Below are 16,704 nucleotides of genomic sequence, written 5' to 3'. Positions count from 1 at the left end.
CTCGTGTCACTCCTATACTTGCCGCTCCCTGACCGATCAGCCTTTCAAAGCACCAACCATAACCCCTTTTACAAAATACTTTTGCAAAAAAGGATACAAAACTAAGATAGGAAGCGTCGTAACGATAATCGCTGCATACTTAAGCGTTTCGGAAACACTCTGACTCTGTGTAAGTGTCGTCGTGCCAATCATATTGGCGCTGTCATTCTCTAATAAAATGTTCCTGACCACCAATTGAACCGGGAATAAACTCTGATCACGCAAGAAGATCATGGCATTGAACCAACTGTTCCAGTGCCCTACCCCATAGTACAGAATCATCACGGCCACAACTGGCATGGATAATGGAAGGAAAATGCGAAACAAGATGGTGAAGTGACCAGCTCCGTCCAGGAAGGCCGACTCCTCAAGTTCTTTCGGCAAAGCCTGAAAATACGTTCGCATAATGATTAGATTAAAGGTACTGATAGCTGACGGCAGAATTAACGCCCATAAGGTATTGGTTAGCCCATAAGACTTTACGATCAAATAGAAAGGAATGAGTCCGCCTTGAAAAAACATCGTAAATACAATGAAAAACATGATTGGCTTGCTTAGCTTCACATCATCCCGGGATAGCACATAAGCACCGAGCGAAGTTAAAGTTAGATTAATCGCCAACCCAACGAACAGCACGAAGAACGTATTTTTAAAAGCATGAAGAAAGGTTGTATTACTAAAGACGGCTTTGTAGCCATCGAGCGAGAAGCCTTGCGGCCACAGCAAGATGCCATCGAACGAGATCAGCCTGTTGCCATCACTCAAAGAGGAGAACAAAATATATAGCAATGGGTATAACGTGGCTAAAATTAATACCACCATAATCAAACTATTGACAGCATCAAAGACTCTTTCTCCAAAAGTCGGTCGGTTCATCGTCGTTTCCTCCTTACCACAAGCTGTTCTGACTGACCCTCTTACTGAGATAATTAGCCAGCAGAAGAATGATGAAATTGATAACGGAATTGAATAAGCCTACTGCCGTACTAAAGCCATAGTTAAATTCCAGGATCCCCTTCCGATACACGAAAGTGGATATGACATCCGCGGTATCGTAAATGCTCGCGCTGTACAACAGAATGATCTTCTCAAAACCAACGTTCATTAGATTACCTAACGCAAGAATGAGCATGATCATAACCGTAGGAAGGATACCCGGCAGCGTAATATGCCAGATTTGACGAAACTTCGTAGCGCCGTCGATCTTGGCTGCTTCGTACTGCTGCTGATCGATACCAGATATCGCTGCAAGATAAATGATGGTTCCCCAGCCAATCTGCTGCCAGATTTCACTGATAACATAGATGGGACGAAACGACTCCGGCTGCTGCAGGAAGGCTGCCCGCTCGCCGCCGAAAAAGGCGATCACGTCATTAACTAAACCGTCTGATAGCGTAAAATACCGAATGATGCCCGCAACTACGACCAGCGTAATAAAATGGGGCATGTACGTAATCGTTTGCGTAATGCGGCGAAATATCGGACTCTTTAATTCATTTAAGAGTAAAGCAAGAATAATTGGCGCCGGAAATCCGAAAAGCAGATTGCTCATGCTGAGCAAAATGGTATTTTTGATTACACGAAAAAAATAAATACTGGAAAAGAAATCCTTGAAATTCTTGAAGCCCACCCAATCGCTCCCCAGGATTCCCTTGGCAGGCACAAATTGTTTAAAGGCAATGATTGCGCCATACATCGGCGCATACTGAAAAGCAATGTAATAGATGATGACGGGGAGTATCATGATATAAAGCCACTTATTGCGTATCAAATCTCTTCTTAAGCTGGTCATCGCTCCACCTTCCTTCGTATAACCCCTAATCGGCTTCGAACAAAGGACCGCAGCTGCTTAGCAGCTGCGGTCCCCAGCCTCGGTTTTCCTTATCGCTTCATATATCGTTCATAAGCCGCTTGTTGAATCTTAAGCGCGCGTTCAATTCCCATACTCTTCATTTGTTGAACATACTTGTCATAAGCGTCGATCGGCTCAGCTCCAAGAATAATTTTCAATTCCGCCTCTTTCACTAGCGCATTAATATCGTTCATGATGCTGGACATTTCATCAGCTTCTGCCGCAGTCGGAGTTACCGGTGGCAGCAAATGGCTCGCATGATTCGTATTTTTCCAAATATCAATCGCATCTGTCGTTTGTGTATATTTCGCTGGCAAATTGTTATCCTGCTGGATCATTGGGAAGTTTGTGCCATGTCCATATTGCAGCATAACCTGGTCACTGCCCAGACCTTGCGGATTTTTGACGACCATATCGGTATACACAGGTTTGCCATCCTTCAACTCATAGGTAACTCCTTCAATACCGAAAGTATTCAGCATGCTTCCTTCTTTGGAGTAGGCGTAATCCAACCAACGCATAGCCGCTTCAATGTTCTTGGTTTTGGCTGAAATGGCTGCGGAACTCGTGCCTGCATAGGCATTGTCCAACTGGCCGAATTCAGGCTTAGTCCCTTTCGTTAGCGTCGGGTACGGCGCAGCCACATAGTTCGCCTTAGGATCTGTAGCTTGTACAGTCGAATTGTACTTCTCGATATAGAACTGCCAGCCGAACGTGGCCCCACTCACTTGGGATGTCATCTTCTTATCGACTGTCGCTGCATCGATCGACGCAAAGTCTTTATCAATGAGCCCTTCTTTGTACCATTTACTCATTGTTTTGAGATACTCTTTGTACTCCGGTTCCAAGTAACCGTAGACGACTTTGCCGTCTTTTACATAATAGTTGCCCATGACGCCGTACGCGCCTGCGAAGCCCCCGGTACGCTCACCTAGGAATATCGTACGGAAAGTCACCGGTGCTGTGGCATTCTTTTTCTCCTTAAATGCCTTCAGAGCTGTATACCACTCATCGATTGTTTCAGGAACAGCGAGCCCTAGCTCGTCAAGCCAATCTTTGCGGATAATAGGTCCCCCATACACACGACCAGCCTCCGAACGGATAAATGGGAATGCGTAGTAGGTGCCGTTATCTGTTTTGATCATTTTATCGATCTCTGGATTGTCCTGCAGCGTTTTCTTCAGATTAGGCGCGTATTTGTCGATGTAATCGTTAAGCTTCAATATATAACCTTGCTCTACTGCTTTCTCCGGACCACCCGGATATTGCAGCCATGTATTAAGGAAGATGTCCGGCAGCTCCCCGGATGCAAGCTGCAGACTGAACTTCTGATCCGTCATCGGCGTGCCGCCCAAATGCTTAATGGCGATACCCGTTCGCTTCTGATATTCATCATCAATCGGCATTTTCTCAGGAATGCCGCCGAGCGTTTCCGTCATGAACGTAAGCTGTGTACTCCCCGGCATCGGGTAAGAGAAGTTTGCATTGCTGCTTGTATTCGCTGCTGTCGAAGGCGCAGCCTCATTGCTCTGGCCTCCCGTACAACCCGCCACGAGCAGCGCGGACCCTACTATAAGAGCTACGGAACTGCGCAGCTTGCCTTTGCTTATTGATTTCATTAACAATATCCCCCTCATCAAATGGAAAGTAAAAGTAACTTGATCTGCCGCTTTCCCAATGTAATCGACCTGCCCTTCACCGACAATGTTCAATTTCGCAACTCGATTGACAGTATGAAAAAAAGACGATCGTCAATTTGACTACAATCGTCTTTTTGGTTATTCACAGCTAAATGTGCTAGGGCAAACTTTTGTATCGTCCTGGCGTGATGCCTTCATATTTTTTGAACACCCGAATAAACGCGCTGCTACTGGTGAACCCGACCTTCAGCGCTGTCTCATCAATAGAAGCTCCCTCGTCCAAGAGAAGCTTGGCCTCTCCAATCCTAATCTGGCTAATATAGTCATGGAGACCTTGTCCTGCATGCGTCTTGAATACTTTGGACACATATTGAGGCGTGATGCCAAAGTGCGCCCCAATCATGGAGACACTTAAATTATCATCCGTAAAATTGGATTTTACGTATTCTTCAACCTGATTGCCAATACCCATATTGCTCACAAGAGAGATCCTAGTCTGAACACGTTCGCAGACGAGAGTAACAATCTCTAGCAGCTCTCGCCGGAATTCAGCGCGAGTGGAACAGCTCAGCAATCGTTTGACTGGGCGCCGCTCTTCCCAAATAGCCGATTTACTCGTTTCTAAAGGGATGGTCTTCATCATCGTACTCGCCAGATCAATCATCGCACACTTAATCATTTCAATGGAGGATTGCCTGCTGAAAATACCTTCGATCAGCTCATCGAGCAGTTCGGTAGCCTTAGGCAAGTCTCCGACCTTGATCACATTAATCAAAATCAGCTCATCATTCATGGAATAATAATAATCCGTTTCCTCTTGTTTAACATTCCCATACCAAATAAATCCATTCTCATTGAGCAGCAGGCTGTATTCTCTAGCTTCAAGGGCTTGCAAGAAACCTTGGTGAATTCCTTTGAGGCCATCCTGCCGTTCACTTCCTGCCACAGCAAAGATCAACCCGTAACGCTGCTCGATAAATTCCAACGCTTCCGAGAGCGCTTGCTCAACGTCCTCTTTCCAAGAGTTTGCATGCAGCGGATTAATGTTCACGATTGCCCCCAGCATACCGTCCAAGTCAGTAAAATGAATCAGATGCCGGCGACGAATCAAATCCATCACGATATTAGAAACAATAAAATGTGATAACTCAAGCGAAGTTTTTCTGCTATCTTGGGCTAACTCCATATGGAACAACAGTACCGTGAACTGCTCTGATGTCCATTGTAGCCGATAGATTTCCGCCGCTTCTTCTACAGATAATGACTCCTCCATATGTCCCTTTAACAACCGTGACAAGTAGTAACCCTGGAGAACTCGAAATTGCTGGTGCTGCTGATTATTCATATCGTCCCGCTCTCGCAAAGTCGCAAGTACGCTCTCCCGGATGAAGGCATATTCATCTTTGTCGCCTTCACTTTCCTTTTTGAAGCGAGAAAATACATGGACCAGTTCACGGACGGGACCGTAATTTTTTCGGGCAAAATACGAGATCACACCAGCTCCGATCAGACAGCAAATCAACAGTCCTATCAAGTTCAAATTGCGAATCTCTCTTGCTCGTTCCCAGAATACTTCAGAAGGAAATACACTCACATATCGCCATGCCGTGGTATCTGATTCAACAATTGTCGTCATGCTGTCGGAGCCTTGTAAGGATTGAAAGTACGATTTCGGTACGGTTTCTCCATTGCGATTTTGAAAAAGAATCTCATCATGCTGATCGACAATAAAAATTCGGCCCCTATTCACCCAATCAACGTTTTCCAGCAAATGCTGGATGTTGTTTCTGTTAATTGGCATCATTAACATCCCGGATTGTGTTCTCTCAACCTTGTTCGTTAAGGATTCCATAAAGACAACCGTTTCTCCCGGCCTGTCCGACTCCGTGATCGGCATCCATTGATATTTCTTCTGGTTTTGTTCCCGCACGCTTGCCAACCACGTGTCATAGGTCATTTGAGGAGACTGATGCGTCATTTCATAGAACAATTTGGAATCTGCATACGTTTCATTGGTTAATACTTTATCCAGTTTGGACGAGTAAATATAAATGCCACTAATAAAATCGTTAATAGACTTGTATTTGCTGAGTTCCTGTCCCGTTTGGTAGATATGGAAAGCATTCTCCGATTCTGTAGCCTCATCAAGCTGCAAATATTTCTTGATATCCGGTTGAATGGTGAGTTGAGCAGCCAGTTTCTCCGTTTGTTTCAACTCATTATCAACAATGAATTTAACTTGATTCAGCATGGCATTACTGGCACGACGAATTTCATATTCAATAATTTGTGTTGTTTGCAAATAGACGATCGCACTTACAATCAAAGGAATAATCATAATTACGGCATAGGAGATGATCCACTTAAACGCTACACTATTGCTAAATTTCATAAAGTTTCGTACCATATCCGACGCTCCTCATATGAACACTTCCTGTCCTCTTGCTGTCTTTCATTATATAGGATCATTCGGTCAATTCAATCAAACCATTCTAGAATTGGATCTACAATTTCGCAACTATCGGAATCTACAATATGAATCTGATCAGCAATTTGTAATCTTGCGGGTTCTAACGGGCATTTGCCACGGTATACAAATAGAGGCTGTCCCACGGTCATTGGATGACTTTTGGGACAGCCTTATCTTAGTTGCTGCAATCCGATAGATGCTTTCTTAGCTTCATCGTTTCAATACCCGCTAACAACACAATACCGATTCCATGCGTATCGTTCAGCTGCCAAGACAGCTGATCCTTATAATACAGCTTGTTGAATGAATACCCCGAGCCTCGGCATACGCCGTATACATTTCCGTTTTTGTCGATCGCATATCGCGTTAAGCCATCCCAACCATGCAGCACAGCCTCCACATAAGGAGCTGTCTCCTCCAGCCAGCCGAAACGGACGCCTCTGGCGAAAGCGTAGATGAACATCGATGTGCAAGATGCCTCCGCATACGATTCCGGATCTGTCAGCACTTGATGCCATAAGCCCTGCATCCCCTGTAAGCGCCTGTACCCTTGGCACAACTCACGGAAAAATGCCAATAACTCCGGGCGTTCAGGATGCTCGTTAGGCATGATGGCCAGCAGTTCGGTTAACGAAAACAGCACCCAGCCATTGCCTCGGCCCCAAGGCACGCCATTTCCTTTGCTGAATTTAAAATCGAATACATGATGCATGATGCCTTGCTCGGGAATAAACATCAGCTTTTTATACCGCAGAAACTGTTTCGCTGCATCATCCAGATACGCAGTATCACCTGTAAGCTCGTAGTACTTACTGAGAAACGGCGTGCTCATATATAAATCATCGCACCAGACTGTATCCTTCATGAAATCGGTCGTCCCCCGCGTTCGGTACAACGTCCCATCCTCAAGTCGGCTTTGTTCCTGCGTAATGTAATGGGCTATGTGTTCGGCTGCCGCCTCTGCGCCATCCAGCGCTCGAAGTTTGCCTGCCTCTAGCATCGCTGCACCGAAGGAGCCGCAATCATCCAAGCTGTCGATCAGCGTTAATTGATGATTCACGCCCGGCGAGCCGTATTGCGCCTGATCCCAACGGCTGTAAACGAACAAGGAGGTGCATTGTTCGATGTGATCTGCGGCGTAATTCGTGTAATGCGGATCCCCTAACTCCTGACCTGTTCGCAAGATGCCATAGAGTGTCACCCCAAGCGGATAGTTCCATTTTCCGTAAATGGCATTCTCCAGATAAGGCCGTACCCAAGCTCCAGGCAAATCGGCGCGCCAGAATGTGCGCTCATCTTCTGAGCCAAGCGGTGCATCCATGCGAGTAATTGTGGCTGGGTTAGGAGCATTATCAACCGAGAAAGGTCCTGCGTACAACCATCCATCGGGTAGTCCTTCAACAGGAAAAGGCGGGATTCGCTTCACAGGAGTGGCTTCTTCAGCACTCTCGCGTTCGATTTCTAGGTTAACACCCCAAATCGGAGCCTCGCAAGTAGAACGGACAACGAGATCGTGGACACCAAACGGAATCGAAAGTGTCATCTCAAGCGGACCATCCGCCCGCTGCTCAAGCCTCTCAAACACGGGAGTGCCGTTTAAGTACACAGTCAGCCGCCCCTGATAGTCACCTGTAAACCTGACCCTTTGCACGCTCGGGTTTCTGTTCTCCAGCTTCGTCCACGCACAGGCGATCAGCCCTGGCTTTGCGCCGTAGATGCGGCTGAAGCATCCGCTGCTCAATTCCTGTGGTGTCCACGCCGTTCGTGGATACCACTTATCTACAGCCGAGCTTTCCCAATCCTCCCCTGCACCAGGCATGACTTCCCATGCGGCCGATTGTGGGCTGCTGTAAACCCAACCCTCTTGACCGTCCCGGTCAGCTAAGGGGGCAAGCATATGCATCGGGAAACCTTTGATGCTTCCAGTTCCGAACTTGCCGCCACAGCCCGTTACCGCTGCCACGAATTCCAGAACGATGTGATTCCAGCCTTTGCTCAGTTTGGCACGGAAATAGCTGCTTCGCTCCGGAAACACATCGTCATTCAGGTTCGACGCGAATTGCTGCGTCCCGTTCACCATAATGCGTACAGGACAATAGCAGCTTACGCTGAACGGATGCTCGATCTCCCCATCGCTCCAAAGCTTCCCCCAGACGTAGACAAATTGTCCATCCTCCAGTTCAGGCCATCTCTGCGCAAGATCCATTTCGTAGCGGTAATCCGCTCCGCGACGGAAGCCTTCCGCCGAGTAGATCCGATAAACCGGCGGATGCTTAGGGTTAGCGCCGATGAATCTTCCAGCGATTGTCGCTAGTATATGTTCGTCAGACTTGGCTTTTCCAGCGATTGATTCGGTTGGTTGAAAATAGGGGCTCATCTTCATGTCTTCCTCCATTAGATTGGGATCTCGCCACCGGGGTACAATGTGGAGCTGGACAACCGTTTCGGCTGAGGCAGCGGTACTCCGGAAGGCTTCTCGGTCACATCATGAGGCTGACTCGCATAAATCGCAATCGTCTCGTTATTAAAGATAATGACCTGCTCGCTCCCGCTGCCGAACAAATCGGCATGCACCACATAGCCTTCAAGTGGAAAAGAAACAACCGCGCTCATATGGCCGTCATATAAGGTTGGGAAAACACCACCACCACGGCGATAAGCGAGAATGTAATCCGCTGCGCCCTTCTCCCAACCGCGGAGAGGTTCAATGATGGTCAGCCAGCCGTCTGTTTGGCGGTCTTCCTTCCAGATCTCTCGCCCCTCACTATCCAAAAGGAAAAGCGCGTCTTTGCCTTTCAAACCCTTGCCATCATCCTCGCGCACGAGACGATCGAGGCCTGCGATCTGAAGTCCCGGCAAGTCGCTGCGGAATCGACCGAGCGCGATATGCTGGGACTCGATCGAGCCTTCGTAACGCCAGAGCTCCTGGCCATGGCGATCATACATGACCGTGACACTGCCGCCGATCACAAGCTCCGGCTCCCCATCTCCGTTCACATCGCCAACCCAAATACAGTCTGCGTGATCGTCCAAATCCCGGCAGCTCCAGAGCAGCTGGCCATCATGGTCAAGCAGGTCATAACCAGCCATGACTTCATCAAGCCCGTCACCGTCGAAATCGTAAACCCAAGGAAAATGCCCTGGATTGCCTTCATGTTTCCAAAGGAGATTAAACGCGCGATCGAGCGCCCACAGGGTGTGATAGCGATCTTTCAGGATGATATCTCCCGCTGCACAGCCGCCCGTCAAATTCGCTACGATAATACAATCATGAGCGTGCTCGCTAGGTAACTCATGAGAAGCTTTTACCTGCCCATTTTGCCCATCCAAAATCAAGAATCGATTGTCCATCACGCATAGAACCTCTAAACGTCCATCACCGTCAATATCTGCAATTTGCGCAGGATAATCCGACCCTTGGCTTCCCGCTCCGGAATCCGGCTTGCCAGTCTGCCAAAGTAGATTGCCCTCCAAATCGAATGCAGTCAAGCACTGTACTTGATGGGGAATGTATCTGACATCCTGACGGTTGTCAGGGTGCACCAAGAGCACCTCCATCCTGCCGTCTCCATTCAGATCGCCGAGCAGCATTTTGCAGCGGGGACCCGCCGCCTGAATATCTATTTTCGCAATGAGATGCGGTTCCTTCAACGTTTGTTGCATCCAATATCCCTCCATATGTAAACTCTTTATCAAGGCGCCAAGACCTACATATTCGCGTATTCCGGAATGAACTCCAAAGCGATAATGGTGTTGAGTGACCATTGCGCCGCCTCATTCGTATTCATCCAATCGATCTCCTTGAGGTCGTTCACGTGTGTGACATGCGAAGCATCTTTTTGCAAATCGACACGGGCGAATGGGTTGCTCAATAGAATGGACCAGCATGCGCGCGCTGTTTCTTGATCTTGCTTATAGTAGGCGCCAAAAGCCACGATCGCTGCACTCAGAACAGGGTGTTCGAAGTGCTTGGTGCTGATCTCCCCATTCGTCAGGAGGTCCTTCTCTTCTTGCGATTTGTTATAGTAAACACCAAAATCGGCTAGCATTTCTTCCCACTTCGGATCCTTCAGCATGCCGGCGAGCTCGAACCATACTTGTGGGCCACCCATACAAATGGCCAAATGACGGTCCCAGTTATCATCGCCAAGCGGCGTTAGCACACCTGTTTTCGGATCATACCCATAAGTAGGCCCGGAGATCAGTCCGTAGTTTGCTTCTTTGATGCAATCGATCCCTACGATTATTTTGTCCCTGTAAAATGTATCCTCATAACGTTCCCAACGGGTCATCCAGTTGGAGCTGAAGGCCGCCCAATCCGGTCCTACACGGACATGAGTCGGGTGCTCATCCTTCGGAAAGTAGGCTCGCATTGGGTCCAAATTCACAGTCGTGAAATCCGAATCCTTCACTTCATCCATCATATCTCCGATCCGCTCGTCAACCGTCAAATAATAGTAGTAACGATGAAGGCCTGCCATGGCAATGCGAGCTTCCTTGCAGCCACAGCCCCAATGCACGACATTATGCCTTGAACCAAGACCCGCATATTCCCCGAAATGGTACACATCGACTTCGCTCGTGTGCCGAGTCATCGCCTCCGCCATGCGGAAGATATCCCCCCGGCCTGAGCGTAAAAACATGATCCACAGCCACATATTTGGCGCTAACTCCGTATTTTGCCAAGCACATCCGCCTAGATCGTAGTTCCATACATGTCTAACGGGGTCATAACTATGCATGTAATCGCCATAGTCCCAGAACCCGTACCATTTGCGCTGCTCCACCTCGTCCTGGTAAAACGCAATAATGCCGTCCAGCCGCTGCTCCAGCGATTCTTTCACCAAGCTGCTCCGATCAGGGAGGCTCCAATAACCAAAAGCGCGCACCGCATGATAATACTCTGGTTCGCAAACAAGCAAAGACGGATCTTGCGTCTCCGCAAGCAGGCTATCCAGCAGCTCAGATCCTGGTGTCGCTGCCAAACACCATAACGTCATCTCGCTCGTATTAGCGATGCCATACGGCGTGGCGCGAAGCTCGTCCGCACCTTCATAGGACGACTCCACATGTGTTTCCGTATCGTAATGGCGAAGATCCATTGGCGTGCTGTCCGGCGACCACAGCCACACCGTCAAAGCAGCTTCCGCCTCTGCCATGCCTTGCACATCAAAACCTGACGGGTGTTTTTCCCAGAAACGGCGCAACCCAGCAGCCAGTCCACCGCCTTCCCCGCCAACATAGCTAAGCCCGCCTGCCCGTTGTCCATCCGTCACTTTCACCCAGCTGCATACTGTCTTCGTTTGCTTCCAAATACGGTAGTGATCGGATGAATCCTGGACAAGCTTAAAGCTGTCCCACGTTGCGGAATCGTCCAATAGGCTTAAAAAATAAGCATCTTCCTGCGGGTCGAAATCAACGGTCTCGCCTAACGTCTGGCGTTCAAATAGCTCCCGGTATTTCCCCTTCGTACGCCGTGTGTGCAGTGTTTTCGGCGATTCACTAAAATACCCGTTATCCCCGGCAAATCGAACATGCCGATTATAGTGGGCACCTCGCATTGGCACCGCAAAACGGATGCCAAGTCCTTTGATAAAGTCCTCGTTCGGATTGCCATCATAATGGAAGGTATGTACAAGCCGAATCGACTCCAAGCCCGCATAGACATACAGCCGCATTGTAAAAGGCAGCCATTCCCGCGAGCCATGAACCGCACGATGCCTGCCGCTGAGCTTCACCACCGCGCGGACAGGCCCGTTCTGCTCCACAACCGCCTGTTGAATGCGGCTCTCGAACCGCTCTTCCTTCACCGTCCGTGTCCCGGACACCTCGGAGCGAGATTCCTTCAAGCCGATCAAATGGCCTCCACTGCACACTTCTGCCCCTTGGCGGACGATGCTCCTGAGCCAATGAGCGCCCTGCTTGCCCAGCGTACAAACCATCACACCTGTATCCAGCGTAATCGTATCGTCCGTCTCTCGAACAATGACTTGTTTGTCAGGGACAGGCCCGCTTCCTTTTTTAATGATATAACTGTCCGCTACCTGGTGTGGAACTGCTGCCGCATGTGCAGACCACTTCACACTGCCATCCGGCCAATAAGCCGTCGGCCAGCTTTGCAGTGGAATTGTCCCCTCGCCGTTTGCTTGCGCTAGAAGCAAGGACTCCTCCTTAAGCAGTTCGCCTTCCCTCCACGGTATTCCCCAAGTCATACCAACAGGCATAGACGTTACTTTATCTTTGGCTTTATCTTTGGTTAACCAGCTCAGCTTTACTTTCGTTTCCGTTGCCAAATACACGCATCTCCCTTCCCCTCATAGCTTCATTGTAAAAACGAGAACTCTTACTTACAATGAGACATTATTGACAGGGTTGCTGGGGCGATTTGCACTTTTTTATGCCATTAAAACATTATTGTTCACGCGTTTATGTGCTTCGGCTGAGCTCCCGATAACGGGTCGGCGTCATGCCTTCCAGCTTTTTGAAAATACGGTTAAAATAACTGTGCTGATAGCCGACCTGATCGGCAACATCGCAAATCTTAATTTCTGACTCGCGCAGCAATTCTTTGGCTTTCTCCATACGCAGTTCTGTTAAATAATCGATAAAATTTTTCCCGGTCACCTGTTTGAACGTCTTGCTGAGGAAAAACGGATTGGTGCCGGTATGATCCGCACAATTATCGAGCGATATATCATTCCTATAATTTTGCTGCAAATAAATCATCGCTTGTTCGATCATACGCTTGACCTGTGCATCAGAGCGACCTGACAGCTCCTGCTGAAATGGGGCGAGAACCTTGTCCTTGAACCACTCCAGGATTCTCCGCGGCTCCCTGATTTGGGAAAGCTGCTCGTACAAATTCGCCCCTTTGAACAGCCGGTTCGGGTTAATGCCGGAAACCATAATCGCGTGCTGAACATTGCCGAGCAAATGCAGCATGCCTTGCTGCACGTCGATCTCCTTTGCTCCTTTGCCGGATAATGCATCAAGGAATGATGCCAGCATGTCATGCGCCTCCTCTTCCCGGCCAGTACGAAGTGCCTGAATCAGCTCCCGCTCCAGCGCAAATGGATATTGAGGCTCCGAAGCGTCATCTCCAACCAGATGATCCTTCTCCATATCGATAATTTGATTGACATTTTCAAAATTACGGTAGCTGACTGCCTGTTTCGTTCTGTCAAAAGCAAGCGGAACATCGGAAATATGCGACACTGGACGGCTAATCGCGATCGTGACGTGCATTTTCAAAATGCGATTAATGTACTGGGTCAACTCTTCACTAAAAATCTCAAAATCATCCACGACGGATCGATTCTCCGGTGTAATAAGCAGTAGGCCTGCCGTTAGGTCATGGAAATTAAGCGTATCGCATTGCTCGAAATGTTGGGCGGCCAGCTCCTTGATCATATTAACAGCCGCAAAAGTCACAAGCCCTTCATCACCATGGCGGAACGTCCCATCCAAATTCGTCATACCGACTAACTGGACATAGAGCACAGTAAAATGACGATGCCTCACATCCCACTTAAACCGTTCCATACGGCGAAGTAAATCTTCCTCTGAGTACTCGTTCAGATAACCCTGCAGCAATTGGTGCAGAAAGCTGTCTTTCACATGCGGCAGCTGCTCCTTGAGCTTGGTATTCAGCTCAAGACTCTCCGTGTGCAGGTCTCGCCACTGCTTTTCGATTACAGTGAATTCGTCTACTCGACCGGCCCAATTCGCATGACTGCCTAATAGCGTGACGAGTCGTTTGACGGGCAAATAGATGCTCCGCGAAGCCAGCCAAGAAAGCAAAGCTGCGAGCAGCAAAGCGATCAAACTTACCGTGATGATCAGCTTGGAAATAAACACCACAGGCGAGATGATGCTTGTGATTGGAGAAGCAGATACGTAAGTCCAATCGTCGGCAATTCGGGATAAGCTGCCATACGAAACCGTATAGGTTTTCCCTTTGTAATCTAGGAAGAAAGAGCCTTTGGGGGAGCCCAAGGATGTGATTTTCTCCCGCAAAGCCGTGACGAAAGGTGAATTGGAAGCGCTTCCGGTTGATGAGACATAAAGCTCACCCGCATTTTGCAACACGAAAGTTTCTCCTTCATCGTACGGCGTCATCGTTTTCAACATGTTCCTGATTTTATCATTGTCAAACCTAAAGACTAAGACGCCAAAAGGATGCAAGCTCCCACCTGGAATATGGTGAATTAGCGTTAGATCCTTCGTATCAGGGTGACTCGTATCAAAGGACCACTGTGTCCAATAGGTAACATTTTTGCCATGAATCAGCTTATCGTACATGCCAGATGTCGTTTTGTTATCCAGCACGGTATATTCAGGATTAAAAAGAACAGTGCTCGAACCACCGACATACAGTTCCGCCTTCTTCACAAGTGCATTGGAGCCTTGCATAGCAATAAGCGTTCTCGTAATGTCCTGCGTTCTTTCGAAGTTTCTCACGAAATCAAAACCATTCAAGCTGTAGTCGAATTTATTGTCAAATGCCCAGTGTGAAAGAAGCAGCTCAAGATTGCTCAATTGATCGTCAATGTTCTGGGAACGCTGCTCGATCTGCCCATAGTGAAGCTGCAGCAGCTCGCTCTCTACTCGCCCGCCGGCTATCCAGTACACCAGCGCACCCATAATGAGTCCCGGGATGCCGGAGACGATAAAAATCATGATCAAGCTTTTTCTAAAAAAGCGGCCTTTGCCGCCGTCCGTCCGGCCCTGCCTGTTACCGAATCTTGCTTTAACGGTGCTTAAGCGCATGTTTTCACCAACCCATTCTTAAGTTTAGCTTCAAGCGATTAACACTATAACCTTGAGCATATTACGGAAAGTTGGAGATGGGAAGTTAATTATCAGTGTATTTTCCCTACTTTTCCGACTTTTTGGAGAAGGTGTAACCGGAGAAGAGCAGTTCTACGTCTTCTTTGTACCAGCGGCTAGCCCGTGTGCATGGAAAGTGGTCCTCTCGGAGTCGGGTTTGGAATGCATAATGCCCCGCCATACATGGGGAACTACAGGTTCTTAATTTGAGGCAACAAGCACAAAAAGCACCCATGATCCGCTTCGGATCCTGAGTGCCTAAGCTATTCAGCCATTACTTCTTCACAGCTGCATAAAGGTCATTCATTTCTTTGACCAAATCATCGCCACCTGATTTTTTCCAAGTTTCAAACGCGGTTTTCAAGCCAGCTTCGTCTGTTTGACCAACGATGAACTTAATACGCGCATCATTGATAACATTGTCGAGCTGCTGACCTTTCTGCGAGTAGACTTGGGAGATGAACGGCTCGGCAGGGTTTGCCACGATGAACTGCTCTGCTTCTTTTTGAATCTTTGCCGTTTGCAGACGAAGCGGTGTTTGTTTCACTTTCAAGCCTCTGTCCTCTGGAATGAACGGCAGCATTTGATTCAAGCCTTCAACTTCGGATTCCAGAAGCGCGGAATCCTTGCTAGGCACTACGGCGTCGCCCTCTTTGGTGTAGTGCTTGCCTTCCAAGCCATAACCTGCCATTGTCGTTAGCTCCGGCGAGTTCATTTGATCCAGGAATTTTAGCACGCGTTTCACATCGTCTTCCGTTTTCACAGACGATTTCGGAATGGCGAGCAATCCTGCGAAACCGGACGTTGGCAGCGCTTTGAGACCCGATTTGCCTGTAACGCCAATCATGTTATCAATATAGTGAATATCGGGCTTATCTTTGCCTTCCTTCGCAAGCGTCTGGTGGATTTTATCGTCCAAACGAGCCGCATTATCCGTAACGTCAATGATGACGCCGGCTTGGTTATTGACGACGGGGTCGTTCCATTTGGCCGAATCAAATACAGCAAAGTCTTGGTTGATCAGCTTTTCATCATACAGCTTTTTCATGAATTTCAACGCTTCCAGATACTCCGGTGTTTGATGCTCAGGCACCAATTTTCCATCAACAACACCCCATTTGTTCGGGGCGCCGAACCAAAGCTTCATAATATCAAAGCTGCTTGCCCATTGACCGGTCCATTTCACCATAACCATACCGTAAGTGTCATTTTTACCGTTTTTATCCGGATCCTTCTCTTTAAACGCTTTCAACATATTGTAGAAGTCGTCAATCGTTTTTGGCGGCTGCATGCCCACGGCTTCCAACCAGTCTTTCCGGTAGTTAATACCGTTTCTGCCAAGCGCGCGTCCACGGTAAACACCGTAGTTTTTGCCATCAATAGAAGAGTTGTTCATGATGATGGAATTCGCCTGACTTAGCGTCGGGAAATCCTTCAAATACTTGCCCACTTCCCAGAACGCACCGGACTTCGCAGCATTCACAAAGCTCGGATTTTTCACGTCAGGTACATAGATGATACTAGGAAGCTTGCCGGAAGCGAGCGTGATGTTGAATTTATCCGTATAGGATGCGTTAGGTACCCATTCCAAATGGATGTTCGTGTTAGTCTTTTTCTCGATTTCTGTCACAACCGGACCGTCGTCCTTCGGAAAGTTCGTTTTGAAAATCGGCAGCATGACGTTAAGGTCCAGCGGAGCTTGCTGCTGGGCAGGCGTAGCTGCACCTGGTGCAGCTGATGCTGAAGATGAAGGAGTGGTTGCGGCATCCTTACCTCCGCTGCTGCAGCCAACTATGGTTGTCATAGCCACCGTACTGACTGCTGCGACGGAAATCCATTTTTTCGAGTTCTTTTTCATATGATCGCTCCTCCTT

General features: G+C 48.3%; 9 protein-coding genes. All 9 read right to left on the bottom strand.

Annotated features, from left to right (window positions below):
- Positions 1-36: 36 nt before the first annotated feature.
- Entirely contained in the window at positions 37-915 is an 879-nt protein-coding gene (locus AC58VC_RS19865) for a carbohydrate ABC transporter permease (RefSeq protein WP_497370550.1), read from the bottom strand.
- A 13-nt stretch (positions 916-928) separates the two neighbouring features.
- Positions 929-1,831 carry an ABC transporter permease gene (locus AC58VC_RS19860; RefSeq protein WP_497370549.1) on the bottom strand — a complete coding sequence of 301 codons (903 nt, stop codon included), beginning with the start codon at positions 1,829-1,831 and terminating at the stop codon, positions 929-931.
- A gap of 89 nt (positions 1,832-1,920) precedes the next feature.
- Entirely contained in the window at positions 1,921-3,510 is a 1,590-nt protein-coding gene (locus AC58VC_RS19855) for an extracellular solute-binding protein (protein ID WP_497370548.1), read from the bottom strand.
- A 178-nt stretch (positions 3,511-3,688) separates the two neighbouring features.
- Positions 3,689-5,938 carry an AraC family transcriptional regulator gene (locus AC58VC_RS19850; protein WP_497370547.1) on the bottom strand — a complete coding sequence of 750 codons (2,250 nt, stop codon included), beginning with the start codon at positions 5,936-5,938 and terminating at the stop codon, positions 3,689-3,691.
- A gap of 238 nt (positions 5,939-6,176) precedes the next feature.
- The gene (locus tag AC58VC_RS19845; protein WP_497370546.1) at positions 6,177-8,384 is read right to left on the bottom strand and encodes a glycoside hydrolase family 88/105 protein; all 2,208 of its coding nucleotides are present in this window, start codon (positions 8,382-8,384) and stop codon (positions 6,177-6,179) included.
- A gap of 11 nt (positions 8,385-8,395) precedes the next feature.
- Entirely contained in the window at positions 8,396-9,664 is a 1,269-nt protein-coding gene (locus AC58VC_RS19840; RefSeq protein ID WP_497370545.1) for an FG-GAP-like repeat-containing protein, read from the bottom strand.
- 44 nt (positions 9,665-9,708) lie between these two features.
- Entirely contained in the window at positions 9,709-12,294 is a 2,586-nt protein-coding gene (locus AC58VC_RS19835; protein ID WP_497370544.1) for an exo-rhamnogalacturonan lyase family protein, read from the bottom strand.
- Between the two features lie 133 nt (positions 12,295-12,427).
- A complete protein-coding gene (locus tag AC58VC_RS19830) occupies positions 12,428-14,770 on the bottom strand; it encodes a helix-turn-helix domain-containing protein (protein WP_497370543.1) in 2,343 nt (780 codons plus the stop codon).
- A 334-nt stretch (positions 14,771-15,104) separates the two neighbouring features.
- On the bottom strand, positions 15,105-16,688 hold the full coding sequence (locus AC58VC_RS19825) for an extracellular solute-binding protein (RefSeq protein WP_497370542.1): 1,584 nt from the start codon (positions 16,686-16,688) through the stop codon (positions 15,105-15,107).
- Positions 16,689-16,704: the final 16 nt, after the last annotated feature.

Source organism: Paenibacillus sp. J22R67 (genome assembly GCF_059692175.1).
Note: the sequence above shows the minus strand (reverse complement) of the source record. Positions and strands in the feature narration are given on the sequence as shown.

What these genes read in the sequence shown, in the direction of transcription:
- AC58VC_RS19865 (WP_497370550.1), bottom strand. Translation starts at nt 915, where the DNA reads ATGAACCGACCGACTTTTGGAGAAAGAGTCTTTGATGCTGTCAATAGT.
- AC58VC_RS19860 (WP_497370549.1), bottom strand. Translation starts at nt 1,831, where the DNA reads ATGACCAGCTTAAGAAGAGATTTGATACGCAATAAGTGGCTTTATATC.
- AC58VC_RS19855 (WP_497370548.1), bottom strand. Translation starts at nt 3,510, where the DNA reads ATGAAATCAATAAGCAAAGGCAAGCTGCGCAGTTCCGTAGCTCTTATA.
- AC58VC_RS19850 (WP_497370547.1), bottom strand. Translation starts at nt 5,938, where the DNA reads ATGGTACGAAACTTTATGAAATTTAGCAATAGTGTAGCGTTTAAGTGG.
- AC58VC_RS19845 (WP_497370546.1), bottom strand. Translation starts at nt 8,384, where the DNA reads ATGAAGATGAGCCCCTATTTTCAACCAACCGAATCAATCGCTGGAAAA.
- AC58VC_RS19840 (WP_497370545.1), bottom strand. Translation starts at nt 9,664, where the DNA reads ATGCAACAAACGTTGAAGGAACCGCATCTCATTGCGAAAATAGATATT.
- AC58VC_RS19830 (WP_497370543.1), bottom strand. Translation starts at nt 14,770, where the DNA reads ATGCGCTTAAGCACCGTTAAAGCAAGATTCGGTAACAGGCAGGGCCGG.
- AC58VC_RS19825 (WP_497370542.1), bottom strand. Translation starts at nt 16,688, where the DNA reads ATGAAAAAGAACTCGAAAAAATGGATTTCCGTCGCAGCAGTCAGTACG.